The sequence below is a fragment of the Rhodococcus sp. NPDC057014 genome (assembly GCF_042673295.1).
Lineage (GTDB): Bacteria > Actinomycetota > Actinomycetes > Mycobacteriales > Mycobacteriaceae > Rhodococcus_F.
On record NZ_JBHUSF010000012.1, the window covers coordinates 46,122 to 69,958 of the forward strand.

A 23,837-nucleotide genomic window follows, 5' to 3' on the forward strand; every position below is an offset into this window, starting at 1 on the left:
GTGCGGTGCTACCCGCAGATCTTGCGGAGCTTCTCGACCAACGCGACGCGTCCCGCACGATCCGCGGCGAGCGGGGTGACGGTGAGCGTGGTGACCCCGGACTCGGCGAACGCGGCCACCCGCTCCGCGACGTAGCTCTCCGGACCGATCAGCGACACGGCCCGCACCAGGTCGTCCGGCACCGCGGCGGCGGCCTCGTCCTTCTTGCCCGACAGGTAGAGGTCCTGGATGGTCTCGGCTTCCTTCTCGTAGCCGTACCGGACCGCGAGGTCGTTGTAGAAGTTCTTGCCCTTCGCGCCCATGCCGCCGATGTACAGGGCGAGACCGGGGCGGACCCAGTCGAGCATGTGGTCGACGTCGTCGCCGATGGCGAGGGCGGGCGACGCGAAGACCTGCAGGTCGCCGAGGCTCGGGTCGCGCTTCGCCTTGCCCTTGGCCAGCGGCTCGCCCCACACGCTCGCGGCCTTCTCCGGGTGGTAGAAGATGGGTTCCCAGCCTTCGGCGATCTCGGCGGTCAACTCCACGTTCTTCGGTCCGAGCGAGGCGATGACGATCGGGATGCGATCACGCACAGGGTGGTTGATGATCTTCAGCGGCTTGCCCAGCCCGGTGCCCTTCTCGGCGGGCAGCGGAATCTGGTAGTACTTGCCCTGGAATTCGACCTTCTCGCGGCGCCACACCTTGCGGCAGATGTCGACGACCTCGCGGGTGCGGCCGAGCGGGGCGTCGTATTTGACGCCGTGGAAACCCTCGATCACCTGCGGACCGGAGGCGCCGAGCCCCATCACGAAGCGTCCGTCCGACACGAAGTCGAGGCCGGCGGCCGTCATCGCCGTCAGGCTCGGCGTGCGGGTGTAGATCTGGAAGATGCCCGACGCGAGTTCCAGGGTGGTGGTCTTGGCGGCGAGGTAACCGATCTGGCTCACCGCGTCGAACGAGTAGGCCTCGGGCACGAATGCGATGTCGAGCCCGGCTTTCTCCAGGTCGGCGACCTCGTCGACTGTCTCGGCGAATCCGCCGCTGTAGTTCAAGCCCATTCCTATGCGCACGTCGTTCCCCAATCCTGGCGTTACCTGCAACCTGTTCCTGCTTCGATCCAGAACACTACTGCGCGCAATCGCCTCAGGGGCGTGCAGGCCTCACGACGACTACCGGGCACTGTGCCCCACCGACCAGGCTGTTGCTGGTCGAACCGAGCAGCATCCCTTTGAACCCTCCGCGCCCCCGGCTGCCGACGACCAGCAGTTGCGCCTTCTTCGACCAGTCGAGCAACCGTGCCCGCGGATTGTCGATGTACACCTCGCGGGTGACCCGCACGTCGGGGTACTTCTCCTGCCAGCCGGCGAGGCTCTCGGCGAGGACGGCGTGTTCGTCCTCCTCGAGGCCCTGGGGCACGAGGGCCGCGGCCCGCGGATCCTCGAACGCCTTCGATCCGAGGTCGCTCCACACGTGGACGGCCACCAGCGGAGCATTCCGCAGCGACGCCTCCTGAAAGGCCACCGAGATCGCCCGCTCACTGGTGGCGCTGCCGTCGACGCCGACCACGACGGGACCGCCCGCGTGAGCGTCGCCGCGGACCACGACGACCGGGCAGTGCGCGTGGCTGGTGACGTTGATGGCCGTGTTCCCGAGCAGCGCGGTGGCCGCGGCCCCGGCCCCGGACGCGCCGACCACCACGATCCGGGCGTTCTCGGACAGGTCGACGAGCCACTGAGCGCTGCTGCCGATCGACAGTTCGGTGCAGACGTCGATGATGGGATTGACCGCGAACGCCCGCTCCTGCGCCTCGGCGAGAATCGCCTTGCCGCTCGACTCCACCCACTCGTACACGCCGCCCGAATCCATGTACGGGCCGCCGAACCCGTACGGAGCGAAGTCGAGTGCGTGGATGATCTTCAGGTTCAGTCCACGTTCGGTGGCGAGTTCGGCAGCCACCCGGACAGCGGACTTCGAGCTGTCCGATCCGTCGACGCCGACGACGACGCTGTTGCGGTCCCGTGTGCTCATGGCTTCACACTATCCCCGGCCTCCTCTTCGCGTCTGCCGCCGTTCACCTTTCGACGTGGGACTTAAGTCCCCACCGATTCGGGCTGTCCGGCCGTAGCCGCAGCGGCCGGATTGGGCGATGATGAGAAGTGGAGTGGTGTGCTTCGCTTCGAATAGAACTGCGCCACTGACCCTTTCGACCCATCGAATCCCCCGAGCGATCTCGGTCACAAATTTGGTATCCGAGATGCGAATTAAAGTACGTTCGGGTCATGCAACTCACACAGTTCACCGACCTCGGACTGCGGGTGGTCATGCGACTGGCCGTGGCCGGCGACGGCGAACGACCGGGCAGCCGGGCGATCGCCGAGGAACTGTCGGTGTCGTACACCCACGCCGCCAAGGTGATCACCCGGCTCGGCGAACTCGGCATCGTCGACGCACGCCGCGGACGCGCCGGCGGCCTCGCCATCACCGAACTCGGCCGCACCGCGTCCGTCGGCTGGCTCGCCCGCCGACTCGAAGGCGACGCGGAGGTCGTCGACTGCGACGGCGCCCAGCCGTGCCCGCTGCGATCGGGATGCCTGCTGCGGTCGGCGCTCCGGCGCGCGCAGAACGCGTTCTTCGATTCGCTGGACGGCCTCACCGTCGAAGACCTCACCCGAACCCCCACCGGAACCGTGCTGCTCGCCCTCCCCCGGGTGGCCACCTCCACTTCCCAGTTTTCTCGAACGATCGGAGAATGACATGCTCTCGCCCACCTCGACGGACGTCATCCGCGCCACCCTGCCCGTGGTCGGCGCCGCGATCTCGGACATCACGACGCTGTTCTACCGCAAGATGTTCGACGCTCACCCCGAACTCGAACGCGACCTGTTCAACCGCGGGAACCAGAAGCAGGGCGAACAGCAGAAGGCGCTGGCCGGGGCCATCGCCGCGTTCGCCGCCCTCCAACTCGAACCCGATCAGGCGCGCGTCGACCTCATCCTGTCGCGGATCGCCAACAAGCACGCCTCGCTGGGGATCGAACCCTCGCAGTACGCGATCGTGCACACGCACCTGTTCGCAGCCATCGTCGAGGTCCTCGGCGACGCCGTCACTCCCGAGGTCGCGGCCGCCTGGGACGAGGTGTACTGGCTGATGGCGGAGACCCTGATCGCGATGGAGGCCGGCCTGTACGCCTCGGCGGGGGTGGCCGTCGGGAACGTGTGGCGCGACGTGCGGGTCCGCGAGCGCAGGCACGAGTCCGCGGACACGGTGTCGTTCGTCCTCACCTCCGTCGACGGCTCACCGCTCCCGTCGTTCGCTCCGGGGCAGTACCTCTCCGTCGCGGTTCGCCTGCCGGACGGCGCGCGCCAGATCCGTCAGTACAGCCTGTCGTCGGCCCCGTCGCGCGGCGACTGGAGGATCTCGGTGAAGCGCGCCGGCGAGGTGTCGAACTTCCTGTACCACAACGTCTTCGAGGACGATGTCCTGACGGTGTCGACCCCGTTCGGCGATCTCGTCCTGCAGGACGACGACGCACCGCTGCTGCTGGTGTCCGCAGGCATCGGGTGCACGCCGATGATCGGGATGCTCAGCCACCTCGCCGACACCGACGACAGCCGCCCGATCTCGGTGCTCCACGCCGACCGGTCCGCCAGCAGTCACGCGCACCGCGCGGAGCTGACCGAACTGGTGGAACGTCTGCCGTTCGCGGTGATGCACCGCTGGTACGAAGACCTGGGCGCCCGGCGTCCCGAGGGTGGCCTGCGGGAGGGACTGGCCGACCTCGGCGAGGTCACGATCGCGCCCGGCACCCGCGCCTACCTGTGCGGACCACTGCCCTTCATGCTGGGAATACGCGAGGCACTACTCGCCAAGGACGTGCCCGCCGAGAACATCCACTACGAGGTGTTCGGCCCCGACAGCTGGTCGGCCACCGTGTGACTGCGGACGCGGCGCCGTTCACACCGGCCAGGTGTGGACGGGGCTGCCCTCGCGCATGTTGTCCACGTACTGACGCAACATGGCGGCCAGGGCTTCCCGGCGGCTCAGGCCGGCGTTCTCGTGCCGGACCACCTGCGCGCGCTGCCACGACGCCCCCGTCTGCCGGGTGACGCATCGGCCCTCGATGACGCTGAGGTACCGGTCGCGGGCCTTCGCCGACAACCCGAACGCCGCGAGCCCCTCGTCGGCGATCGGCAGCAGCCGCCGCAGGACGAGTTCGTCGGCGCCCGCGAACCCGACACCGGGCCAGTACAATTCGGCATCCATGCCGTATTTCGCGCCGGCGTGCAGGTTCTCCTCGGCGGCGTTGAACGACATCCGCGACCACACCGGCCGATCCGATTCGGCGAGCCCGCGCAGCGCACCGTAGTAGAACGCGGCGTTCGCCATCGTGTCGAGCACGGTCGGGCCTGCGGGCAGCACCCGGTTCTCGATCCGCAGGTGCGGTTTGCCGTCGTCGCTGTCGTACACCGGGCGGTTCCACCGGTAGATGGTGCCGTTGTGCATCTGCAGTTCGTTGAGGTCCGGCACCCGGCCCGCGTCGAGTTCGGCCGACGGGTCGACGTCGGACACCTCCGGCAGCAGCGCCGGGAAGTACCGGGAGTTCTCCTCGAACAGGTCGAAGACCGACGTGATCCACCGCTCGCCGAACCACACGCGGGGCCGCACACCCTGATTCTTCAACTCCAGCGGACGCGTGTCGGTGGCCTGCGCGAAAATCGGGATACGGGATTCGTGCCACAACGCCGTGCCTGCCATGAACGGTGCGTTCGCCGCGAGCGCCACCTGGGCCCCTGCCAGGCACTGCGCGGCGTTCCAGTGGGCGGCGAATTCGTCGGGAGCGACGCGCAGGTGCAACTGCAGCGACGTGCACGCGGCCTCCGGGAGCACCGAATTCGCGTCCACCTTCAGCTGTTCGGCGGCCCGCCCCTCGAGCGCCACGCCCTCGAGGTCGAGTTCGATGTCCTCTCCGCGCGCGGCGAAGATCTGGTCGTTGAGCTGCTCGTAGCGGGGGTTCGCCGTGATCCACTCGCGGCCGAGATGCTCGAGTTCCAGCGTCGGCAGCATGCCGACCATCACCAGCTGGGCGTCGTGCCCGTGGATCCGGGCGTCGGCGACGTGCAGCGACGCCCGCAGGGTCCGTTCGAGCTCGAACGTCCCCTCACCGTTCAGCGGCCCGGGGCGGACGTTCATCTCGACGTTGAACTGGCCGAGCTCGGTCTGGAACACGGCGTCGTCGTCGATCGACTCGAGGACCGCGAGATTGGACATCGCGGGCGTCATGTCCGAGTGGACGAGATTGAACTCGATCTCCATGCCGAGCATGGGCCGCGGCGGGTCGACGTCGTCGGCGAACGCTCCCTCCCGCAGCATCCTCTCGAGCGCGTCGACGCACATGAGCACCTTCTGCCGGAACAGGCGCCGGTCTTCTCGGGTGAATGTCCGAGACGTCACTTCGCGACCCATACCACTCCCCAACTGCGCGTCGAACTGCGCTCACGGGGGAGCATATCCGTTCAGCCCGCGCGAATGCGGGATGGCGGGCTAACCTCGAACCAGACGCTGGTGAGCGGAAGGACCGGAGATGACGCCTGATACCGACTCCAAGAAGAAACCAGAGTTCTCCGTGGGCACGCGCGTGAAAACGCGGCACTCGGCCGATCACGAACTGGCCGAGAAGAAGTGGCCCCTGGAGGCCGGCGTCATCGTCGACGATTTCGCCGGCGTCCAGGACATCAGCAACGATTCGTACGGCCGGGACTGGGCCGTGTCACGCCGCTGGGCGATCGCCCTCGACAGCGGACCACTCGTGTTCCGCAACGACGACGATCTCGAGCCGGAGTAGGCCCTTACGCGTTGGCGCCCGCGTTGCCCCAGGTGACGGACACGCCGCGCTCCTGAAGCCAGCGACCGGGATCGACCTTGTTTCCGCTCGCGTCGTGCACCTCGAAGTGCAGGTGCGGTCCGGTGGACTGGCCGCGGTTGCCGACGTGGGCGATTTCCTGCCCTGCGGTGACGCGCTGCCCCACGCTCACGGTGTAGTCGTTGACGTGTCCGTAGACGGTGACGGTGCCGTCGTCGTGCAGCAGACGCACCCACAGTCCGAAGCCGGACGCCGCGCCGGCGTCGATGACCTGACCGTCGGCCGCCGCGAGCACCGACGTGCCGATGGGCGCCGCGATGTCGATGCCGCCGTGGTGGGCTCCCCAGCGGGAACCGAAGTCTGAGGTCAGCTTGCCCGACACCGGCTGAACCGTGTGGGGCTTGACCGGGTTGACGGAGGACAGCCACTGCTGAGCCTGGGCGCCGAGGTCCGGCCCGCCGAGGTTCTGGGCGGCGGTGCCGAGGTCTGCGGGCAATTCGAAGCCGGCGGGAAGGACACCGGCCGGGATCTCGAACGGCAGGCCCGGCAGGGTCTGCGCACCGTTGGTCTCGTGCGAGTCGACGGGGGCGGCGGCGGCGTTTCCGGCACCCAGCTGGGCTGCACCGACGACGATGGCTCCGGTGGCGGCCGCGACAGTCGCGGCCTTGATGCCCACACCCGCTCCGGCCTGCTGGTTGCGATGGCGACCGCGCGTCGCGTCCGGATCGATCTCGAAGCGAATGGAAGACCCGTTCGCCCGGTGGTGGGAACCCACAGTTGATACCTCGTCAGTCGTCGGATTGCAGCTCTCCCCATCCGGGGTGGGCTCCTCTGTCTGGCGAAGAATGTAACAAAACGGTATAGGTCCGCGCCACCGTTACCGAACGTTTATGTTCGGCGGTCCTCCAGCTCCGCCTTGAAGGCGGCGTACCGAGCGCGGTGCGGGGCACGCCGGCGAATCACCGCCCACGCGATCCCGAGCACGATGAACCATACCGGGGTGACGAGTAGCGCCTCGAGGGTGTCGTCCTCCTGGGTCAGAGCCCAGATGAGAAAGACGAAGAACGCCAGCACTACCCAGCACATCACCACCCCGCCGGGCATCTTGAACTTCGAGGCCTCGTGCAGTTCGGGGCGGCGCTTCCGGTACACGAGGTAGCTGGCCAGGATCATCGTCCACACGAAGATGAACAGCACCGATGAGATTGTCGTCACAGTCGTGAACGCCTCGATGACCGAGTCGCCGGAGAACAGCAGCGCGATCGCCGACAGCAGGAAGGCGCAGGAGAACATCAACGCGTTGGCCGGGACCTTGCGGGAGCTGAGCCTGCCGAGCCTGGCCGGTGCGTCACCCTCCTGCGCCAGGCCGTAGACCATCCTGGACGTCGAATAGATCCCCGAGTTGGCCGAGGACGCCGCGGACGTCAGCACCACGAACTGGATGACCCCCGCCGCGATCCCCAGACCTGCGAGCGTGAACATCGCCGTGAAGGGGCTCTCCCCGGGGACGACCTCACGCCATGGCGTGACCGAGATGATCACGATCAGCGACACCACATAGAACAGCAGGATGCGGATCGGGATGGAGTTGATCGCCTTCGGCAGGTTCTTCTCCGGATCCTTCGCCTCGGCCGCCGTGGTGCCGACGAGTTCGATACCGACGAACGCGAAGACCGCGATCTGGAATCCGGCCACGAAGCCCATCGCGCCGGTCGGGAACATGCCGCCGTCGTTCCACAGGTTGTCGAAACCGGCCTCCGAGCCGCCCGGCGACGTGAAGTGCGTGAACACCATCACCAGTCCGACGACGATGAGGCTGAGGATGGCGATGATCTTGATCAGCGCGAACCAGAACTCGGTCTCGCCGAACGCCCGCACAGTCGGCAGATTCAGCAGCAGCAGCGCCGCGATGGCGATCAGCGCCGGGATCCACAGCTGGAGGTCGGGCCACCAGTACCGGACGTAACCGGAGATCGCGATGATGTCGGCGATCCCGGTGACGATCCAGCAGAACCAGTACGTCCACCCCGTGAAGAACCCGGCCCAGGGGCCGAGCAGGTCGGCCGTGAAGTCGGAGAACGACTTGTAGTGCAGGTTGGAGAGCAGCAGCTCCCCCATCGCCCGCATCACGAAGAACAGCATGAAGCCGATGATCATGTAGACGAAGATCACCGACGGTCCGGCCAGCGAGATCGTCTTCCCGGACCCCATGAACAGGCCCGTGCCGATTGCTCCGCCGATCGCGATCAGCTGGATGTGCCGATTGGCGAGCTGCCGGGAGAGATGCGGTTCGCCGCCCGCTCCCGTCCCCGGGTCGCCGCCCGATCCGATCGAGTCCGTCGAGGAAGTGCGGTCAGCCATGGAACACCTGCAACCCTTCTCAGTCCTTGCTGTCACCGTCCGAAAGCGTGGGTCACGTTACGCCGGGACCGCCCGCGGACCACGGTCGAGGACGGCATTCCGCATCGAACGACTTGACAGCAGACGAGTAGCTAAGGCTAACCTCAGTCCGTTACTTCGAGGCGAGGAGCCCGCACATGATCGAGGACCTGATCGAGATCGCGTACGCCCAGGGCGCTGTCACCTGTGTGGCTCAGGCCGCCGGCGGCGTCGACGAGTACGAACTCGCTCGGGTCGATTCGGTCGCGTCCAGCGTCACGGTCTCGGTACGGGCCGACGGCAAATTCGCGAAGGCCACGAGCATCGAGGGGTACCTCAGTCTCGGCCAGGTCGTCCGGGCGTGCGGACTCGACTACCGGCGCGCCACCTCCAGCGCCCGCCAGTACACTTACTGATCAACCCAGGTGCTCCCCGAAGAAACCGTCGATCCTCGTCCACGCGTCGGCGGCGGCTTCCGGGTCGGGCACCATCCCCGTGACCTTCATCAGGGGACGCATCACCTTCGGTCCGGCCAGTGCGTCGTTCAGGAACGTATGACCGGCCGTCGGATACTCCTTCACGTCGTGGACCACACCGGCCCGGGTCAGTGCCGACTCCAACTTGGCTGCCGCGTTCGGAAGGGCGAAGTCCTTCCCGCCGTAACTGGCGACCACCGGACACGCCCCCGCCACCGCCACGTCCAGGTCACGCGGCAGGACCCCGTAGTTCGGGGCCGCCGCGTCGAACCCCGTACGCAGCGTCATCAGCGCGAACCCGCCGCCCATGCAGAACCCGATGACCCCGATCTTCCCCGTGCAGTCCGCAGACCCGGACAGCCACTGACGCGCCGCCTCGATGTCCCCGTACGCCCGGCCCTTCCCCGACAGCATCGCCCGCATCGTCGACACCAGGCAACGTCGCGCACCGCCCGCGCTGAACAGATCCGGCGCCAGAGTCAGAAACCCCGCCGACGCCAGCCTGTCCGCCTGACGCCGCATCACGTCGTCCAAGCCGAACGCCTCGTGCACCATCACCACACCCGGCCACGGACCCTCACCCGACGGCCTCGCCAGATAGCCGTGCAAATTCAGCGAACCGTCGTGCCGCGCAGCGAGGTCGGTCAAGTCGATCTCGGACATGTGCGTCTCCCGTTCCGTCGTCACTTCCAGAACATCTGCGACAACCATGCCCTCCCCATCGCGAGCGCACCACCATTCCCGCTACACTCACCTCGGTGTGCGCCCCGCGCGTGCACCGCGCCTTCGTAGCTCAGGGGATAGAGCAACCCTCTCCTAAAGGGTAGGTCGCAGGTTCGAATCCTGCCGAGGGCACTTTCTCCACCTCGTGGTCACGCGGGTCAGGCCGCGGCCGGTACTCCGCGGCAGGCGGAACCCTTTCCAGCGCACGGCAGCCCGGTCAGCGCAGGCGCCGCCACCACCGGGCCTTCCGCTTCGCCTTCTCTGCCTCCTCCATCTCGTACCGCATCTGCTCCAGGACTGCCGGGGCCTCGAGTGCACTGAAGGCCCGGGATTCGGTTCTGAACTCCTTCAGGTACGTGCAGTACACGAATCCAGGGCCCAGCGAGCCGAGAGAGAAGGGAATGGACACCAGCACCCAGTTCCCGCCGTACGCGTGGCCGAGCGCTACACAAATAGTCATCCATCGGGCCGCCTTCGTCGCATGGGAATCGCAGCGTAGACGCGCAGACCGACATTCCAGGGAGTCGGCTATCGCGGACCGTGGCTGACCTCGATTATCCATATCGTCGCCCCCATGACCACTACAGAGAACCGCCCGGCCGCCCTGCACTCCTACTTCGCCTACCGTGACGCCCCGGGCGCTCTGCGCTGGCTCGAGCGCGCGTTCGGCTTCGAGACCACCCTCGAGTTCCCGGACGACAACGGCGGGATCATGCATTCGGAATTGCGACGAGGCGATGCCGCCATCATGGTCTTCAGCGACGACGGCGACTACGACCGGCCGGCGCTCCGGGGTGAGACCGTCGGGCACGGCACCTATCTCAGCGTCGGCACCCCTGGCGAAGTCGATGCGGTCTATGCCACCGCCCTCGAGGCCGGCGCCACCTCGGTCTGGGCACCCGCGAACACCGAATGGGGCAACTACCGCTGCCGGGTCCTCGACCTCGAAGGATTCGAGTGGACATTCGGCACCCTACGCCCGGGCGAGAGCAGCGGCGACTGGTCAGACGGCGAATGACGGTGCCCCGGACCGTCAGTCGATCGCGAAGAGCCGCGCCGCGTTGTCGTGGCACACCGCCCGCAGCCACGGCTCGCCGAGGTCGAATCGGGTGAGGCCCTCGAGCGCGTCGAGGTAGGGATACGGGATGTTGGGGAAGTCGCTGCCGAACAGGATTCGTTCCTGCAGTTCCGACAGCCGGTGGACCTGGTCGCGCGGAAACGGGGTGGCCGCTTCGGTGTAGTCCGTGAACGTCATCGTGGTGTCGAGATACACGTTGGAGTACTGATCGGCCAGGTCCAGGAATTCCCGGTACTCCGGCAGCCCCATGTGGGCGATGATCAGGTGCAGCCGCGGGTACCGCGACAGCAGTTCGGCGATCGGGCCCGGGCCCGTGTGGGTGCCGGGCGCCGGCCCCGACCCGCAGTGGGTGACCACGGGCACACCCGCCTCCTGCAGCACGCCCCACACGGGGTCGAGGAGGGGATCGTTCGGCGAGTAGTCGCCCACCTGGATGTGGGACTTGAACACGCGCGCCCCCGCCTCGATCGCCTCCGCGACGTACGTGGCCGCGGACTCCTCCGGGTAGAACGTGGACGTCCGCAGGCAGTCGGGGGTCTGCGCGGCGAATTCGGCCGACCACTGGTTGAGCCACGCGGCCATGTCCGGCTTGTGTGGGTAGATCATCGACGTGAACCGGCGGACACCGAACCCGCGGAGGTGCTCGACGCGGACGTCCTCTTCGTGCCGGTAGTGGATGGGCCACTCACGGCCGGTGAGGGGACCGACGGCGTCGAAGTAGCCCCACACCTTCTCCATCACGTTCGTGGGCATGAAGTGGGTGTGGACGTCGATGATGCCGGGCAGCCCCAGCGCACGCCAGAACTCCTGCACCCGCAGATCCTCGGACAACACTCTTCTCCTCGACGCAGTGCCGGACCACGAACCCCGGCGGATCGGAACGGGGGCCGACTCAGAACAGTGTGAACGCGTCCTCGGCCTCGGGTGCCGGCGCGACAGGCGCCGATGCAACGGCAGGGGCAGGGGCCGCGACCGGTGCCGGTGCGACCGCACCGGATGCGACGGCACGAGCCGCCTCGCCGGCGAGGACGTCGGCCATCTCGTTGTAGTGGTTGCCGACGTGGCCGCGAACCCATCGGAACCGGACCGGCCCGGGGCGTTCGGCGATGGCCCGGTCGATGGACTGCACCAGCGCGAGGTTCTTGACGGGGGCGCCGCCCGCCGTCTTCCAACCCTTGCGTTTCCACCCGGGCAGCCATTCCGACGCGCACTTGATGGCGTACTGGGAGTCGGATTCGATCAGCAGCGGATCGGCCCCGGGATGCGCGGTGATCGCTTCGAGCAGCGCCCGCAGCTCGGCGATCTGGTTGGTCCCGGAGGGTTCGCCACCCGATTGGCTGGGACCCTCGTGATTGACCCATGCCCAGCCGATCGCCCCACCGGGGTTGCGGAGGCAGGATCCGTCGGTACTCACGATGATCATGGCTGGGACTTTACGTGCGCGCTCCGACAGCCGCCGGTAGCGGTCGCCTTCACAGTGGATACGCTGCATTCGATGACGGTTTCGCTCGAGGTGGTCGAGACCACCGTGACCGGGCGGCGTCCCCTGGACGTCGCCATGTCGTTGCAGCCGCTGCAGCGCGGGAAGGGCGACCCCTGCCACCGCCGGACGGCCGACGGCGCGATCTGGCGGACGTCGGTGCAGAAGTCAGGCCCGGTCACCTATCGCCTGACCCAGATCGACCGTCATTCGGTGCGGTGCCAGGCGTGGGGAGCGGGTGCTCCCGAACTGGCTGCGGGGCTGGGCCGCCTCGTCGGCGAGCACGACGAGTGCGCGGACTTCGCCCCCGACCATCCGATCCTCGTCGAGGCCCACCGGCGTTTCCCGCACCTGCGGCTCGGCCGCACGGACCGGGTGCTGGAGGCCCTCGTGCCCGCGATCCTCGAGCAGCGGGTGCACGGCATCGCCGCGTTCGCGTCGTGGCGGCGTCTCGTGTGGAAGTTCGGCGCGCCGGCCCCCGGTCCGGCCCCGGACGGCATGCGCCTGCCCCCGACCGCGGACGTGTGGCGGCGGGTGCCGTCGTGGGAATTCCACCGGGCCAACGTCGATCCCAACCGGTCGAGGACGATCGTGCGCTGCGCGCAGGTCGCCGACCGGCTGGAGAAGATCGTCGACCTCCCCCGCGAGGAGGCGAACCGCAGGCTGATGTCCGTCCCGGGTGTCGGGGTCTGGACGGCCGCCGAGGTGTCGCAGCGCGCGCTCGGCGATCCCGATGCCCTGTCGGTCGGCGACTATCACCTGGCCGCGATGGTCGGGTGGTCGCTGCTCGGGAAGCCCCTCGACGACGCCGGGATGGTGGACTATCTGGCCCCGCTGCAGCCGCACCGCCAACGCGCCGTGCGACTGCTGGAGGTGAGCGGGCAGGCCGTCAAACCCAAGTTCGGCCCCCGCACGACGGTCGTCGATCACAGCTGGCACTGAACGTCATTCACGCACGGCACGTACCCGCATTCCGTTACCTGTGAACACCTGTTCAAGTGTTCATACGAACAACTAGACTTCGAAGGATCAGCTGCCGGCCGGAGGAGACGCCGTGGAATCCGTGGCAATGCACATGAGCGACGGCCTGATCAACGCACCGACGTCCCTGCTGTTCGTCGTCGTCGCCGTGGCGGGACTGTCGATCGCCGCCTGGCGTGCGCGCTCGGAACTCGACGAACGCACCGCGCCGATGGCCGGTCTCGTGGCGGCCTTCATCTTCGCGGTCCAGATGGTCAACTTCCCGATCCTTCCCGGTGTGAGCGGCCACCTCCTCGGCGGCGCACTCGCCGCGATCCTGGTCGGCCCGTACACCGGCATGCTCTGCGTCTCGATCGTGCTGATCGTGCAGGCCCTGCTGTTCGCCGACGGTGGGCTGACAGCGCTGGGAGCGAACATCACCAACATGGCGATCATCGGGGTCGTCGTCGGCTACGGCGTCGCGGTCGCGTTGCGTCCGCTCGTCGTGCGGCAGGAGCGACTGCGCTTCCGTGTTCTCGGCGGACTGTCGTTCGCCGCGGCCCTGTGTGGAACGGTGGCGGCGTCGATGGGCTTCGTGCTCGAGTACGCGATCGGCGGACACGCCACGTCCGGGGAGTCGACGTCGCTGGGCGCGGTGGCCGCCTACATGCTCGGGGCGCACGTGCTGATCGGCATCGGGGAGGGCCTCATCACCGCCGTCACGGTGACGGCCGTCGCGAAGGCGCGCCCCGACCTCGTGTACCTGCTGCGGACGGCACCCCGGCGAGTGGGGGTGCGCGCGTGATCTCCCTCCGCCGTTTCCTGATCGGCTTCGCGCTGGTGTCGCTGCTCGTCGCCGGCGCGGTCTCGTACCTCGCCAGCTCGAGCCCGGACGGTCTCGATGCCGCGACGACACGCGGGTGCGAGACGGTGGAGACCGACACCGGGGAGGCGCTCGTGGGTGACTGCATCGCCCGGAACGCGTCCACGCATCACCTGTCGGAATCGCCGCTCGCCGACTACGCGGTGGCCGGCCGTCCGCATCTCACCGGGGTCGCCGGCGTCATCGGTGCGACCGCCACGTTCGCCGTCGCAGGTGGTCTGTTCTGGCTGCTCGCCCGCGCGCGGCGGAACCGAACGAGCCCCTGACCGTGGGAGCCGGCCACGCCCATCCGCTCTACCTCGACGGCGCGTCCCCCGTGCACCGACTGCCCGCCGAGGTCGAGATCGTCTGCGCCGTCGTCTTCGTCTTCGCGGTGGTCGCGACACCGCGCGAGGCGTTCTGGGCGTTCGCCGGTTACCTCGCCGTCCTGATCGTGATCTGGCGGATCGCCGGCATCGCGCTCGGGTGGATCGGGCCGAGGATGCTGATCGAGTTGCCGTTCGTCGCGCTCGCGGTGCTGCTGCCGTTCGCCGAGGGCGGCGCCCGCGTCACGGTCGCGGGACTGTCGCTGTCCGTCGCGGGCCTCTACGCAGCCTGGGGCATTCTCGTGAAGGGCACTCTCGGCGTCCTCGTCTCGCTGACGCTCGCGGCGACGACGCCGGCCCGGGACCTGCCGTCGGGTCTGGCGCGACTGCGCGTGCCCGCGATGCTCACGACGATCGTGGTTCTGATGCTGCGCTACCTCGACCTGCTCACCGCCGAGGTCGAGCGGATGCGCACGGCCCGGCTGTCCCGCGGCGACGACCCCCGGACGTTCCGGCAGATCGGCGCCACCGCCCGGGGCGTCGGTGGATTGTTCGTGCGTTCCTACGAGCGCGGCGAGCGCGTCCACCTGGCGATGCTGTCGCGGGGGTTCACGGGTTCGGTTCCGACGATCGGGGCGCCGCCGGCGACCGCTGCGGCGTGGCGGGCGGGGCTCGTGCCCGCAGTGTGCGCGGTGGGGATCTGTGTCACGGCGTGGGTGCTCCGATGACCGCGGCCGTGCACCTCGAGGGCGTCTCGTTCGCGTATCCGGACGGCCGGGCCGCGCTGCACCGGATCGACCTGACGGTGCAACCCGGAGAGCGGGTGGCCGTCCTCGGTCCGAACGGCGCAGGCAAGACCACACTGATGCTGCACCTGAACGGCATTCTGACGGCCACCGACGGCACCGTGACGGTAGGCGGGCTGGCGCTGTCGCGGGGTGCGTCGCGGGACACGGTGCGCGAGGTCCGGCGGCGGGTCGGGATCGTCTTCCAGGATCCCGACGACCAGTTGTTCATGCCGACCGTCGCGCAGGACGTCGCGTTCGGTCCGGTCAATTTCGGCCTCACCGGGACCGCGCTCGACGCGCGGGTGCGCGACGCGCTGGCAGCCGTGGACATGACGGCGCATGCCGACCGCAACCCCGCGCACCTCTCGGTGGGCCAGCGGCGCCGGGTCGCGCTCGCGACCGTGCTCGCATGCGCACCGAACGTCCTGGTGCTGGACGAGCCGTCGAGCAATCTCGACCCCGTCGCCCGGCGCGAACTGGCCGAGGTTCTGCTGGGTATCGACACCACTCACCTGCTCGTCACACACGACCTCCCGTACGCCGCCCAGTTGTGCACGCGCGCCGTGATCCTCGACGAGGGGCACCTGATGGCCGACGGTCCGATCCTGGACGTGCTCGGCGACCCCGCTTTGCTCGCCCGGCATCGTCTCGAGTTGCCGTGGGGTTTCCGGCTTCCCGCGACCAGGTCTCATTCGCCCGGCGAACGATCCGTGACACCGCCGACCGGGTAGCCCACGATGGGGTGACGAAGCTTCGCCCGCACTCCGACCGGAGGTCAGCGATGTCCACACCCGAAGCCGACGCCGCAGCGGTCTCCCAGCGCATCTTCGACGCGTCGCTCGGGGCCATCGACCTGCTGGCCGTCCATCTGGGAGACCGCCTCGGCTGGTACCGCAGTCTCGCGTCGGAGGGCCCGGCGACTGCGGACGAACTGGCGGAACGCACCTCCACGCATCCGCGGTACGCGCGGGAGTGGCTCGAGCAGCAGGCCGTGTCGGGACTGCTCACGGTGGACGCCGCGGACCCGCCGAAGTTCACGCTCCCGGCCGGCGCCGCCGAAGTACTCACGGACGAGCAGAGTCTCAACTATCTGGCACCGCTCGCGCGGATCTTCGTCGCCGCGACCACGCAGATGCCCGCACTGCTCGAGGCGTATCGCACCGGTGGCGGAGTGGGGTGGTCCCAGTACGGCGCGGATGCCCGTGAGTCGCAAGCCGATATGAATCGGCCGTGGTACGAGCAGGTTCTGCCCGGCGCGCTGGCATCGGTCCCCGAGGTGGACGCACTACTCCGGGCGCCCGGGGCCACCATCGCCGACGTCGGATGCGGCGGCGCCTGGTCCACGATCGCACTCGCGCGCGCCTACCCGGACGCCACGCTCCACGGCTACGACATCGACACCGCGACCGTCGAACTCGCGAGGTCCAACGTGCGAGAGCAGCCGGATGTCGCCGGTCGGATCACGATCACCGAATCGGATGCCGCGGGAATCCCCGAGGGCAGTTGCACCGCGGCCTTCGCGTTCGAGTGCATCCACGACATGCCCGCCCCGGTCGAGGTGCTGTCGGCGGTCCGCAGGGCGCTGGCCCCCGGCGGCGCGATGATCGTGATGGACGAGGCGGTCGACGACGAATTCTCCGCGCCGGGAAGCGACGTCGAGCGACTGATGTACGGGTTCAGTCTCACCGTGTGCCTGCCCGACGGGATGAACCACTCTCCGAGTGTGGGCACCGGAACGGTCATGCGCCCGAGCACATTGCGCGGCTACGCGGAGTCCGCCGGTTTCGGCTCCATGGACGTCCTGCCGATCGAGGATTTCGGGTTCTTCCGGTTCTACCGGCTGACGGTGTAATCCTCGCACCGGCACCCCGATACGTACGTATTTTGCGGAAAGGCCGAAAACTGGGGCGTCCGAAGGGGGAAGATGTCTGCAGTAGGCAGGTTACGGACGCTTTCGCCGGTCGGGGCAACTGTGAAGCGCCAGGTCGAACCAGATTTGTCGTTTGTCATCCGCTACTACGCATGGGAAACACCATGAAACTGCATAGAGTGACAGCGCCGGCAGCGCTGCTGATCGCCACCCTGTGTGTCGGAATGGGTACCGCGTACGCCGCCCCCACTCCCGCCGACCAGGCCGTCATCTCGCACACCAGCCTCGGTGCCGACGGCCGATCGGTCGGTACCGCACTCGACGCGGGATATTTCACCCTGTCGAGGACGGCCGCCGCGGTCGACATCTCCAACGATTCCGGAACCACGGTGGCCACGATCCCACTGCGGTACTCGATCGCCGGCGTGCAGTTCGCGATCGATCCGCTCGTCACCGACGGCGGCCGGTTCCTGAGCCTGACACCCACGACGACCCCGGTCGCGGGAACACTCGCCCTCACCCCGGTCGACAGGGATTCCGCGTACGCCAACATGATGACGCAGCTCGAGATCGGCTGGGTGAACGGCGGCGGGACCGCGACGGCGATCGGCGCAGGCATCGGATTCGTCGCCGGGTGCATCTTCCTCATCCTCGGCGGATGTCTCCCCGGTGCCGCGGTCGGCGCAGCGATCGGCGCCGTCACCGGTATCAGCAACGCGAACCCCGCTGCGACACCGGCGGTATACGAATTCCTCGGAACCCTGTAGCGGGGCTTCCGTTTCGACCTCGAGCGACGATTCCGGGAGGACTATGGGTTAGTTCGCACACGGGGAGCATCACCGCGCACCCACATATGCATGTAGCCGTTCCGGTTTTCCAGCGAATATGGTCCACGCACAACGATGTTCGGTGCACTCAGGTGGGGACCGTGTTCGTCCTACGACATGGTGGGAATTTCCATGAAACTCTTGAGAACTCTGGCATTGTCCATATTCGTCGTGTCCGCGATGGCTGTCGGGGCGGGAACGGCGTACGCCGATCCGGCACCGCAGGGAATCGACTGGTCGCAGCCGCTCATGACCCCGGCCGCCGATGGCGGTAGCAGCCAGGTGGCGGAGCAGTTCTTCCCGGAGAACGAGACCAAGCAGGATGCGTTCGACAACATGACCAACGAGATCAACACCGGCTGGAACAACGCGGGCCTGCAGGGCATGGCGATCGGTTCCAACGTGGGCATGGCCATCGGGTGCGTGTCGATCTTCCCCAACTTCATCGCAGGCTGCATCGTCGGCGCCGTGGTCGGCACCATCGCCGGTGCCGTCATCGGCATCGGCGTGGGCAACCCCAATGCCCAGCCTGCCGTAGAGCAGTTCTTCGCTACACCCTGAGCGAAGAGCGGGCTGCAGCCCCGGCCTCACTCGGGCCGGGGCTGCGGCGTGTTCGCCCACGATCAATTCGTGCATGACTAGTTAGTGCATTAACTATTCTGCTAGTCTGGTGCCGTGACCACGGACATCGAAGATCCCCTCGCGCTCGACCGGCAGGTGTGCTTCGCCCTCGCCGTCGCCAACCGCGCGGTACTGAGCGTCTACCGGCCACTCCTCGAACCCATGGGCCTCACCCATCCGCAGTATCTGGTGATGCTGGCCCTGTGGGGCACCTCCCCCATGTCGGTCAAGGAGATCGGGGCCGCCCTGCAACTCGATTCGCCGACGCTGTCGCCGCTCCTCAAACGCCTCGAGACCTCCGGGCTCCTCACCCGCACTCGCAGCCGCGACGACGAACGGCAACTGGTCGTCGAACTGACCGACACGGGCAAGGCCCTGCGCTCACAGGCCGAGAAGGTGCCGCCCGCCGTCGTCGCAGCGCTGGGCGTCGAACTCTCCGAACTCATGGAATTACACAGGGTGCTCACGCACATCAACGCCGCCGCCGTGCAGGCGGGAGCACTGGGAAGGCCCGACGAATGACCAGAATCGAACGACGCCCCCGCACGCGGCCCGGCCCGATCCAGTGGGTGGGCTATTCGTTCGGCCGCAAGCTCCCCGACTCGATGCGGGAGTGGGTGAAGAACGACCTGATCGGCGACTGGGCCGTGCCGCGACATCTCGTCCGCAGCATGGTGCCCTTCCTGCCGGTGTTCGCGGCATTCTTCCTGTTCCCAGGTCCGGTGTGGCTGCGGGGTGCGATGGTGCTGCTCGGTGTCTTCCTCGCCCTGTTCTACAGCGTCGCCTACATGGCACAGAACCGGTCCCGGCGCCTCGAACGCCACGGACTGCCGCCGGACCTCGAGAACCCGAAGGTCCGCCGCAGGCACGACGAAGAGCGGGCCGCCTACGACCGGGTCCACGCCCGGCACTGAGCATCGGACCTCAGCCGACGACACCCTCCGCGCGCCGGTGCGCGATGCCCTCCGCCGACCAGCCCAGCTCACCGAGGATCAGATCGGTGTGCGCGCCGAGTGCGGGTACGTCCCCCATCCGCAACTCCACGTCGGAGAACGTCATCGGCGGCAGCATCGCCCGGATCGGCCCGGCCTCGGTGCCGACGTCACGCCAGCGGTCGCGCTGATCGAGTTGCGGGTGCTCGATCAGCCCGCCGAGGTCGTTGAGTTCCGCCGCCGGGATCCCGGCGTCCGCGAGCGCCTGGTCGAGAGCGGCGCTCGTGAACCGTTGCGTCTCCTCGGCCACCAGGGCGTCCACCTCCGCCCGGTGCTGCACCCGCAGCATGTTGGTCGCGAACCGGGGATGGTCGGCGAGGTCGGGGCGCGTGAACACGTCCGTCACCAATTGCCGCCAGCCGCGGTCGTTCTGGACGCCGATGAGGATCTGACCGTCCAGGGTGGGATACGAGTCGTACGGGACGATCGCCGCATGACCGAGCCCGACGCGCGGGATCTGCTTGTCGGCGTACATCTTCATGTACATCGGATGGCCCAGCCATTCGGCGGTCGCGTCGAACATCGACACGTCGATCCGCGCTCCCACGCCGGTGCGCTGCCGCCGGAACAGGGCACCGAGGACGGACGTCATCGCATACATTCCCGCCGCGATGTCCGAGACCGGGACACCCGTCTTGGTCGCGGTGTCCGGGGTGCCGGTCACCGAGATCATCCCCGTCTCCGCCTGGACCAGCATGTCGTACGCCTTGCGTTCGCGTCGCGGCCCGGCCGACCCGTAACCCGACATGTTCACGACGATCAGTTCCGGGTGCGCGGCGCGCAGTGCGTCGGCGCCGAACCCGAGACGGTCGGCGGCGTCGGGGGCGAGATTCTGGATGAAGACGTCGGCCTTGTCGATCAACTGCGCGACGGTGTCCCGCCCGACCTCGGACTTCAGGTCGACGCCGATCGATTCCTTCGACCGGTTCAGCCACACGAAATGCGAGGCCTGCCCGAACACCGCGTCGTCGTAGTTGCGGGCGAAGTCGCCCTCGCCGACGCGTTCGATCTTGATGACCCGCGCGCCCATGTCCGCGAGATGGCGGGTGGCGAGCGGAGCGGCCACGGCCTGCTCGAGTGCCACGACGGTGATGCCGTCGAGCGGCAGCAGTCCGGGGTCGTTCTCCATGCCAGGATTCACCTTTCCTCTTCGGCTCCCGTGTGATTGTGATAGTGCGTGGCACCGATGGTGTGCAGCAGTTCGTGCACGGTGTCGTCGGCGAGCCGGTACCGCATCGAACGGCCGTCCCGCGTCGCCGACACCCACCCCTGGTTGCGGAGCAACCGCAGCGCGTGCGAGACCGCGGTCCCGGTCATGTCGAGGGCCGCCGCCAGGTCGCCGACGCAGATGTCGGGGGCGTGGTGCAGGCACAGCAGCAGGCGGAGGCGGTTACCGTCCGACAACAGTTCGAACCGGTTGGCCCAGCCGTCGATATCGGGGGTGTGCAGTGCCGCCGCCGCACGCCGAACGTCCTCGGGGTTCAGGGCGGGGGTGGCGGCCATCACGCCAGTCTACAAACGCCGCGAGGCGGTCCGGCCGGGCATCCATAGGCGATTCCTCACTGTCCGTTCGGCTCTGTGACTTTGTTTCCGCACTCACACCGGTGGTCGACTGGCACCACACGTCACCCGGTCCCCCGGCGGCGTCGACGACTCATCGAGGAGCCTGATGTGAGCGGTCTGCATCTTCCCCAGCGCGTACGGCACCATGCCGCGGAACGGCCCGGAGCACCCGCGGTGACGTGCGGTGACACCACACTGACGTACGCGGAGCTCGACTGGCGGACGAACCGGATCGCAACAGCGCTGTCGGCGTTGACATCCCGGGGAGGCCGGGTCGGTGCACTGCTCCGGATGCGCACCGAAGGCGTCGAGACGTTCGTGGCCGCCGCCAAGTCGGGGCTCGTGTTCGTCCCGCTGAACTGGCGTCTCCCCGCCGCCGAGGCCGCCGCGGTCGCGGTCGACGCCGGGCTCGAGGTGCTGATCGTCGAATCCGAATTCGCTTCCACCGCCGACACCGTCCGCGACGCACTCCCGCGGCTGATCGTGGTGGTGGTCGATGCGGTCGACGGCGACGCCCTCCCGCCCGGCGCCTGGACGTGGGACCGGCTGGTCACGTCCGGCACCGCCACCGACCCGGGGCTCGGGGACGACCCCGCCGCCGAGGTGCTGCAGCTCTACACCTCGGGCACGACCGGGCGTCCGAAAGGTGTGGTCGCGACGCATCGCAACCTGCACAACGAACCCGACGGCCTGCTGATCTACCACTGGAAAACCGACTCGGTGGCACTCGACGCCTTGCCGCTGTTCCACATCGCGGGCGCCGGCTGGCTGAGCACCTGCCTGTCCGCGGGCGTTCACGTGGTGCTGCTCGGCGCGTTCGACGCGCGGCAGGTCGCCGAACTGATCGAACGGCATCGGATCACCCACGCGTTCCTGGTTCCCTCGACCATCCAGATGCTCCTCGACGTGCCCGACCTCGAGCGCTACGACGTGTCGAGCCTCGAGCTGGTCGCGTACGGTTCGGCGCCGATCACCACCACGCTGCTCCGGCGGGCGATCGATCGCCTCGGCTGCGGATTCGTGCAGCGCTACGGCATGACGGAGACGACGGGCTCGGTCACCGCCCTCGCCGCCCGGGACCACGACCCGTCCGGGGACCGCGCTCATCTGCTGCGATCCGCAGGCAGGCCCATGCCCGGCGTCGAGGTCGAGATCCGGGACGTGGTGACCGGCGCCCGGCTCCCGGTGGGCGAATCCGGGGAAATCGTGTGCCGCTCACGCAACAACGTCGCGGGCTACTGGAAACGGCCGGACGAGACGGCGAAGCTGCTCACCCACGACGGTTTCCTGCGCACCGGCGACGCCGGGCACATCGACGCGGAGGGTTATCTGTTCGTCACCGACCGGGTGAAGGACATGATCATCACCGGCGGCGAGAACGTGTACCCGACCGAGGTCGAAACGGTGCTCGCCGAGCACCCGGCGGTGGCCGAGGTCGCGGTGGTCGGTGTGCCGCACCGGACCTGGGGCGAATCCGTGACGGCGGCCGTCCGGCTCGTCGATCCGTCGGACGCACCGGACGAGCAGGATCTGATCACATTCGCCGCCGACCGTCTCGCGTCGTACAAGAAGCCGCGCGAGATCGTCTACGTCGCCGAACTTCCGCGGGGCGCGAGCGGCAAGGTCCTCAAACGCGCCCTGCGCGAAGGACTCCGCGACACGGAGGTGCCGTCGTGATCGTCACCGAAGACGTCGGCACCGTCCAGCGCGAGGCCTGGGCCCGCGGCGTGCTCCCACCCGTCGAACAGGTGCGCCCCGGATTGTGGTCGATCCCGGTGCCGATGCCACGAAACCCGTTGCGGTACGTCCTGATCTACGCGCTCGCGATACCCGACGGTCTCGCGCTGATCGACGTCGGCTGGGATTCCGAGGAGTCGTGGCGGGCGCTCGTCGACGGGATCGCGCAGACCGGGCACCACGTCACCGACGTCCGGTACGCCGCCGTCACCCACCTGCATCCCGACCATTTCGGTCTCGCACCCCGGCTGCGAGAGGTCAGTGGCGCCGCGCTCGCGATGCACGGCGCGGACGCCGCACTGCTCTGCCACCATTCGCCGGCGGACACCGCAGCCGACGAACACACGTGGAACACCCAACTCGCCCGATTGGGGGCACCCACCGGCATCCTCGCCGCCGCGCGCGTCGACCTCGTCCGGCTGGGGCCCGGCGAGTCCGTGGACGTCGTGCTCGGCGACGGCACTCCCCTGGACCTGCCCGGCTGGGATCTGCGGGCGGTCTGGACTCCGGGGCACACGCCCGGTCATCTGACGTTCGTCGACGACACCCACGGCCTCATGTTCAGCGGCGACCACATGCTCCCGCGCATCAGTCCCAACATCTCCACGGTCCCGGGCGAACTGGAGAACCCGCTGCACCGGTACCTGCTGTCGCTGCACGCCACCACCACGATGCCCGACGGCGAGGTGCTGCCCGCGCACGAGTACCGGTTCCGGGGCATCGCCGACCGCGCCCGGCAGTTGATGGGTCATCACGAGGAACGGTTCACCGAGATCGTCGCCGCTCTGGGCGTGCTCCCCGAATCGACGGCGTGGGAGATCTCGCAACACATTTCGTGGTCGCGTCCCTTCGACACCATGTCCGACCGCCTGCTGCGCCTCGCCGTCCGCGAAACCCACGCCCACCTGCTCGTTCTCGCCGACCGCGGAAGCATCCGCTCGCTCGGCGGCGACCCCGAACGCTGGACCCCTACCTCCCGTAAGGAAGACACCCCATGAGTGTGGTTCTCACCGAATTCGCCGACGGCGTCGCCGTCATCACCCTGAACCGTCCGGAGGCGAAGAACGCCGTCGACCTGGAGGTCGCGAAGGCACTCGCCGCCGCGATCGACGAATTCGAGGCGCGGCCCGACCTGACGATCGCGATCCTCACCGGCGCCGGGGGAACGTTCTGCGCGGGCATGGATCTGAAGGCGTTCAGCCGCGGGGAACGGCCGTCGCTGCCCGGCCGCGGGTTCGGCGGACTCACCGAGGCCCCGCCGACGAAACCGCTGATCGCCGCCGTCGAAGGGTGGGCGCTCGCCGGCGGCTGCGAGT

The 23,837-nt window shown here is 68.3% G+C and carries 29 protein-coding genes and 1 tRNA gene; 19 read left to right on the forward strand and 11 right to left on the reverse strand.

Annotation, left to right across the window (positions count from 1 at the left end; all coding sequences use genetic code 11):
* Nucleotides 1-8 precede the first annotated feature (8 nt).
* A complete protein-coding gene (locus ACFTZB_RS04375; RefSeq protein WP_378430264.1) occupies nt 9-1,049 on the reverse strand; it encodes an LLM class F420-dependent oxidoreductase in 1,041 nt (346 codons plus the stop codon).
* A gap of 73 nt (nt 1,050-1,122) precedes the next feature.
* The gene (locus ACFTZB_RS04380; RefSeq protein WP_378430265.1) at nt 1,123-2,007 is read right to left on the reverse strand and encodes a universal stress protein; all 885 of its coding nucleotides are present in this window, start codon (nt 2,005-2,007) and stop codon (nt 1,123-1,125) included.
* A gap of 251 nt (nt 2,008-2,258) precedes the next feature.
* On the opposite strand from ACFTZB_RS04380, the gene ACFTZB_RS04385 reads away from it, so the two are divergent.
* Complete coding sequence (locus ACFTZB_RS04385; protein WP_378430266.1) at nt 2,259-2,732, forward strand: RrF2 family transcriptional regulator; 474 nt, start codon at nt 2,259-2,261, stop codon at nt 2,730-2,732.
* Nucleotide 2,733: 1 nt separating this feature from the next.
* Nucleotides 2,734-3,915 (forward strand): globin domain-containing protein, encoded by a 1,182-nt coding sequence (locus ACFTZB_RS04390; RefSeq protein WP_378430267.1) that lies wholly within the window; start codon nt 2,734-2,736, stop codon nt 3,913-3,915.
* Between the two features lie 18 nt (nt 3,916-3,933).
* Here the strand turns inward: ACFTZB_RS04390 and ACFTZB_RS04395 are convergent, their stop codons facing one another.
* Nucleotides 3,934-5,442 carry a glutamate--cysteine ligase gene (locus ACFTZB_RS04395; RefSeq protein ID WP_378430268.1) on the reverse strand — a complete coding sequence of 503 codons (1,509 nt, stop codon included), beginning with the start codon at nt 5,440-5,442 and terminating at the stop codon, nt 3,934-3,936.
* Between the two features lie 118 nt (nt 5,443-5,560).
* On the opposite strand from ACFTZB_RS04395, the gene ACFTZB_RS04400 reads away from it, so the two are divergent.
* The gene (locus tag ACFTZB_RS04400; RefSeq protein ID WP_005251602.1) at nt 5,561-5,821 is read left to right on the forward strand and encodes a hypothetical protein; all 261 of its coding nucleotides are present in this window, start codon (nt 5,561-5,563) and stop codon (nt 5,819-5,821) included.
* 4 nt (nt 5,822-5,825) lie between these two features.
* Here ACFTZB_RS04400 and ACFTZB_RS04405 read toward each other — a convergent pair whose 3' ends face one another.
* Together ACFTZB_RS04405 and cycA are read right to left on the reverse strand one after the other, a co-directional pair.
* Nucleotides 5,826-6,614 (reverse strand): M23 family metallopeptidase, encoded by a 789-nt coding sequence (locus ACFTZB_RS04405; protein ID WP_378430269.1) that lies wholly within the window; start codon nt 6,612-6,614, stop codon nt 5,826-5,828.
* A 113-nt stretch (nt 6,615-6,727) separates the two neighbouring features.
* Nucleotides 6,728-8,200: a D-serine/D-alanine/glycine transporter gene (cycA, locus tag ACFTZB_RS04410; RefSeq protein ID WP_378430270.1), complete on the reverse strand. Its 1,473-nt coding sequence runs from the start codon at nt 8,198-8,200 to the stop codon at nt 6,728-6,730.
* Between the two features lie 176 nt (nt 8,201-8,376).
* On the opposite strand from cycA, the gene ACFTZB_RS04415 reads away from it, so the two are divergent.
* Nucleotides 8,377-8,634, forward strand: coding sequence for a hypothetical protein (locus tag ACFTZB_RS04415; protein WP_378430271.1), 258 nt, complete (start codon nt 8,377-8,379; stop codon nt 8,632-8,634).
* On the opposite strand, the gene ACFTZB_RS04420 is transcribed toward ACFTZB_RS04415, so the two are convergent.
* Nucleotides 8,635-9,405 carry a dienelactone hydrolase family protein gene (locus ACFTZB_RS04420; protein WP_378430272.1) on the reverse strand — a complete coding sequence of 257 codons (771 nt, stop codon included), beginning with the start codon at nt 9,403-9,405 and terminating at the stop codon, nt 8,635-8,637. It abuts the gene before it with no gap.
* 71 nt (nt 9,406-9,476) lie between these two features.
* On the opposite strand from ACFTZB_RS04420, the gene ACFTZB_RS04425 reads away from it, so the two are divergent.
* Nucleotides 9,477-9,549, forward strand: a tRNA-Arg gene (locus ACFTZB_RS04425).
* An 85-nt stretch (nt 9,550-9,634) separates the two neighbouring features.
* Here the strand turns inward: ACFTZB_RS04425 and ACFTZB_RS04430 are convergent.
* Nucleotides 9,635-9,877, reverse strand: coding sequence for a hypothetical protein (locus ACFTZB_RS04430; RefSeq protein ID WP_378430273.1), 243 nt, complete (start codon nt 9,875-9,877; stop codon nt 9,635-9,637).
* 114 nt (nt 9,878-9,991) lie between these two features.
* On the opposite strand from ACFTZB_RS04430, the gene ACFTZB_RS04435 reads away from it, so the two are divergent.
* Nucleotides 9,992-10,435, forward strand: coding sequence for a VOC family protein (locus ACFTZB_RS04435; protein ID WP_378430274.1), 444 nt, complete (start codon nt 9,992-9,994; stop codon nt 10,433-10,435).
* A gap of 15 nt (nt 10,436-10,450) precedes the next feature.
* Here ACFTZB_RS04435 and ACFTZB_RS04440 read toward each other — a convergent pair whose 3' ends face one another.
* On the reverse strand, nt 10,451-11,326 hold the full coding sequence (locus ACFTZB_RS04440; RefSeq protein WP_378430292.1) for an amidohydrolase family protein: 876 nt from the start codon (nt 11,324-11,326) through the stop codon (nt 10,451-10,453).
* Between the two features lie 61 nt (nt 11,327-11,387).
* Nucleotides 11,388-11,918 carry a ribonuclease H gene (locus ACFTZB_RS04445; protein WP_378430275.1) on the reverse strand — a complete coding sequence of 177 codons (531 nt, stop codon included), beginning with the start codon at nt 11,916-11,918 and terminating at the stop codon, nt 11,388-11,390.
* Nucleotides 11,919-11,990: 72 nt separating this feature from the next.
* Between ACFTZB_RS04445 and ACFTZB_RS04450 the strand changes: the two genes are divergently transcribed.
* The 10 genes from ACFTZB_RS04450 (at nt 11,991) to ACFTZB_RS04495 (ending at nt 19,143) form a co-directional block, all read left to right on the forward strand.
* Complete coding sequence (locus tag ACFTZB_RS04450; RefSeq protein ID WP_378430276.1) at nt 11,991-12,917, forward strand: DNA-3-methyladenine glycosylase family protein; 927 nt, start codon at nt 11,991-11,993, stop codon at nt 12,915-12,917.
* Nucleotides 12,918-13,044: 127 nt separating this feature from the next.
* Complete coding sequence (locus tag ACFTZB_RS04455; protein ID WP_378430293.1) at nt 13,045-13,740, forward strand: energy-coupling factor ABC transporter permease; 696 nt, start codon at nt 13,045-13,047, stop codon at nt 13,738-13,740.
* On the forward strand, nt 13,737-14,084 hold the full coding sequence (locus tag ACFTZB_RS04460) for a PDGLE domain-containing protein (protein WP_378430277.1): 348 nt from the start codon (nt 13,737-13,739) through the stop codon (nt 14,082-14,084). The genes ACFTZB_RS04455 and ACFTZB_RS04460 overlap by 4 nt, the downstream gene beginning before the upstream one ends.
* 2 nt (nt 14,085-14,086) lie before the next feature.
* Nucleotides 14,087-14,851 (forward strand): cobalt ECF transporter T component CbiQ, encoded by a 765-nt coding sequence (cbiQ, locus tag ACFTZB_RS04465; RefSeq protein ID WP_378430278.1) that lies wholly within the window; start codon nt 14,087-14,089, stop codon nt 14,849-14,851.
* The gene (locus ACFTZB_RS04470) at nt 14,848-15,642 is read left to right on the forward strand and encodes an energy-coupling factor ABC transporter ATP-binding protein (RefSeq protein ID WP_378430279.1); all 795 of its coding nucleotides are present in this window, start codon (nt 14,848-14,850) and stop codon (nt 15,640-15,642) included. The genes cbiQ and ACFTZB_RS04470 overlap by 4 nt, the downstream gene beginning before the upstream one ends.
* 50 nt (nt 15,643-15,692) lie before the next feature.
* Complete coding sequence (locus ACFTZB_RS04475) at nt 15,693-16,763, forward strand: class I SAM-dependent methyltransferase (RefSeq protein ID WP_378430280.1); 1,071 nt, start codon at nt 15,693-15,695, stop codon at nt 16,761-16,763.
* Nucleotides 16,764-16,945: 182 nt separating this feature from the next.
* A complete protein-coding gene (locus ACFTZB_RS04480; protein WP_378430281.1) occupies nt 16,946-17,548 on the forward strand; it encodes a hypothetical protein in 603 nt (200 codons plus the stop codon).
* 192 nt (nt 17,549-17,740) lie between these two features.
* Nucleotides 17,741-18,169: a hypothetical protein gene (locus tag ACFTZB_RS04485; protein WP_378430282.1), complete on the forward strand. Its 429-nt coding sequence runs from the start codon at nt 17,741-17,743 to the stop codon at nt 18,167-18,169.
* A 114-nt stretch (nt 18,170-18,283) separates the two neighbouring features.
* Complete coding sequence (locus ACFTZB_RS04490; RefSeq protein ID WP_378430283.1) at nt 18,284-18,751, forward strand: MarR family winged helix-turn-helix transcriptional regulator; 468 nt, start codon at nt 18,284-18,286, stop codon at nt 18,749-18,751.
* Entirely contained in the window at nt 18,748-19,143 is a 396-nt protein-coding gene (locus tag ACFTZB_RS04495) for a DUF5313 family protein (protein WP_378430284.1), read from the forward strand. The genes ACFTZB_RS04490 and ACFTZB_RS04495 overlap by 4 nt, the downstream gene beginning before the upstream one ends.
* A gap of 10 nt (nt 19,144-19,153) precedes the next feature.
* Here ACFTZB_RS04495 and ACFTZB_RS04500 read toward each other — a convergent pair whose 3' ends face one another.
* Both ACFTZB_RS04500 and ACFTZB_RS04505 read right to left on the reverse strand, forming a co-directional pair.
* The gene (locus ACFTZB_RS04500; RefSeq protein WP_378430285.1) at nt 19,154-20,350 is read right to left on the reverse strand and encodes a CaiB/BaiF CoA transferase family protein; all 1,197 of its coding nucleotides are present in this window, start codon (nt 20,348-20,350) and stop codon (nt 19,154-19,156) included.
* Between the two features lie 8 nt (nt 20,351-20,358).
* On the reverse strand, nt 20,359-20,724 hold the full coding sequence (locus tag ACFTZB_RS04505) for an ArsR/SmtB family transcription factor (protein WP_378430286.1): 366 nt from the start codon (nt 20,722-20,724) through the stop codon (nt 20,359-20,361).
* Nucleotides 20,725-20,892: 168 nt separating this feature from the next.
* Between ACFTZB_RS04505 and ACFTZB_RS04510 the strand changes: the two genes are divergently transcribed.
* The 3 genes from ACFTZB_RS04510 to ACFTZB_RS04520 form a co-directional block, all read left to right on the forward strand.
* Nucleotides 20,893-22,461 carry a long-chain-fatty-acid--CoA ligase gene (locus ACFTZB_RS04510; protein ID WP_378430287.1) on the forward strand — a complete coding sequence of 523 codons (1,569 nt, stop codon included), beginning with the start codon at nt 20,893-20,895 and terminating at the stop codon, nt 22,459-22,461.
* On the forward strand, nt 22,458-23,519 hold the full coding sequence (locus tag ACFTZB_RS04515; protein ID WP_378430288.1) for an MBL fold metallo-hydrolase: 1,062 nt from the start codon (nt 22,458-22,460) through the stop codon (nt 23,517-23,519). Before ACFTZB_RS04510 ends, ACFTZB_RS04515 begins: the two co-directional genes overlap by 4 nt.
* On the forward strand, nt 23,516-23,837 hold a 322-nt coding region (locus ACFTZB_RS04520), incomplete at its 3' end, for an enoyl-CoA hydratase-related protein (protein WP_378430289.1). The genes ACFTZB_RS04515 and ACFTZB_RS04520, both read left to right, overlap by 4 nt.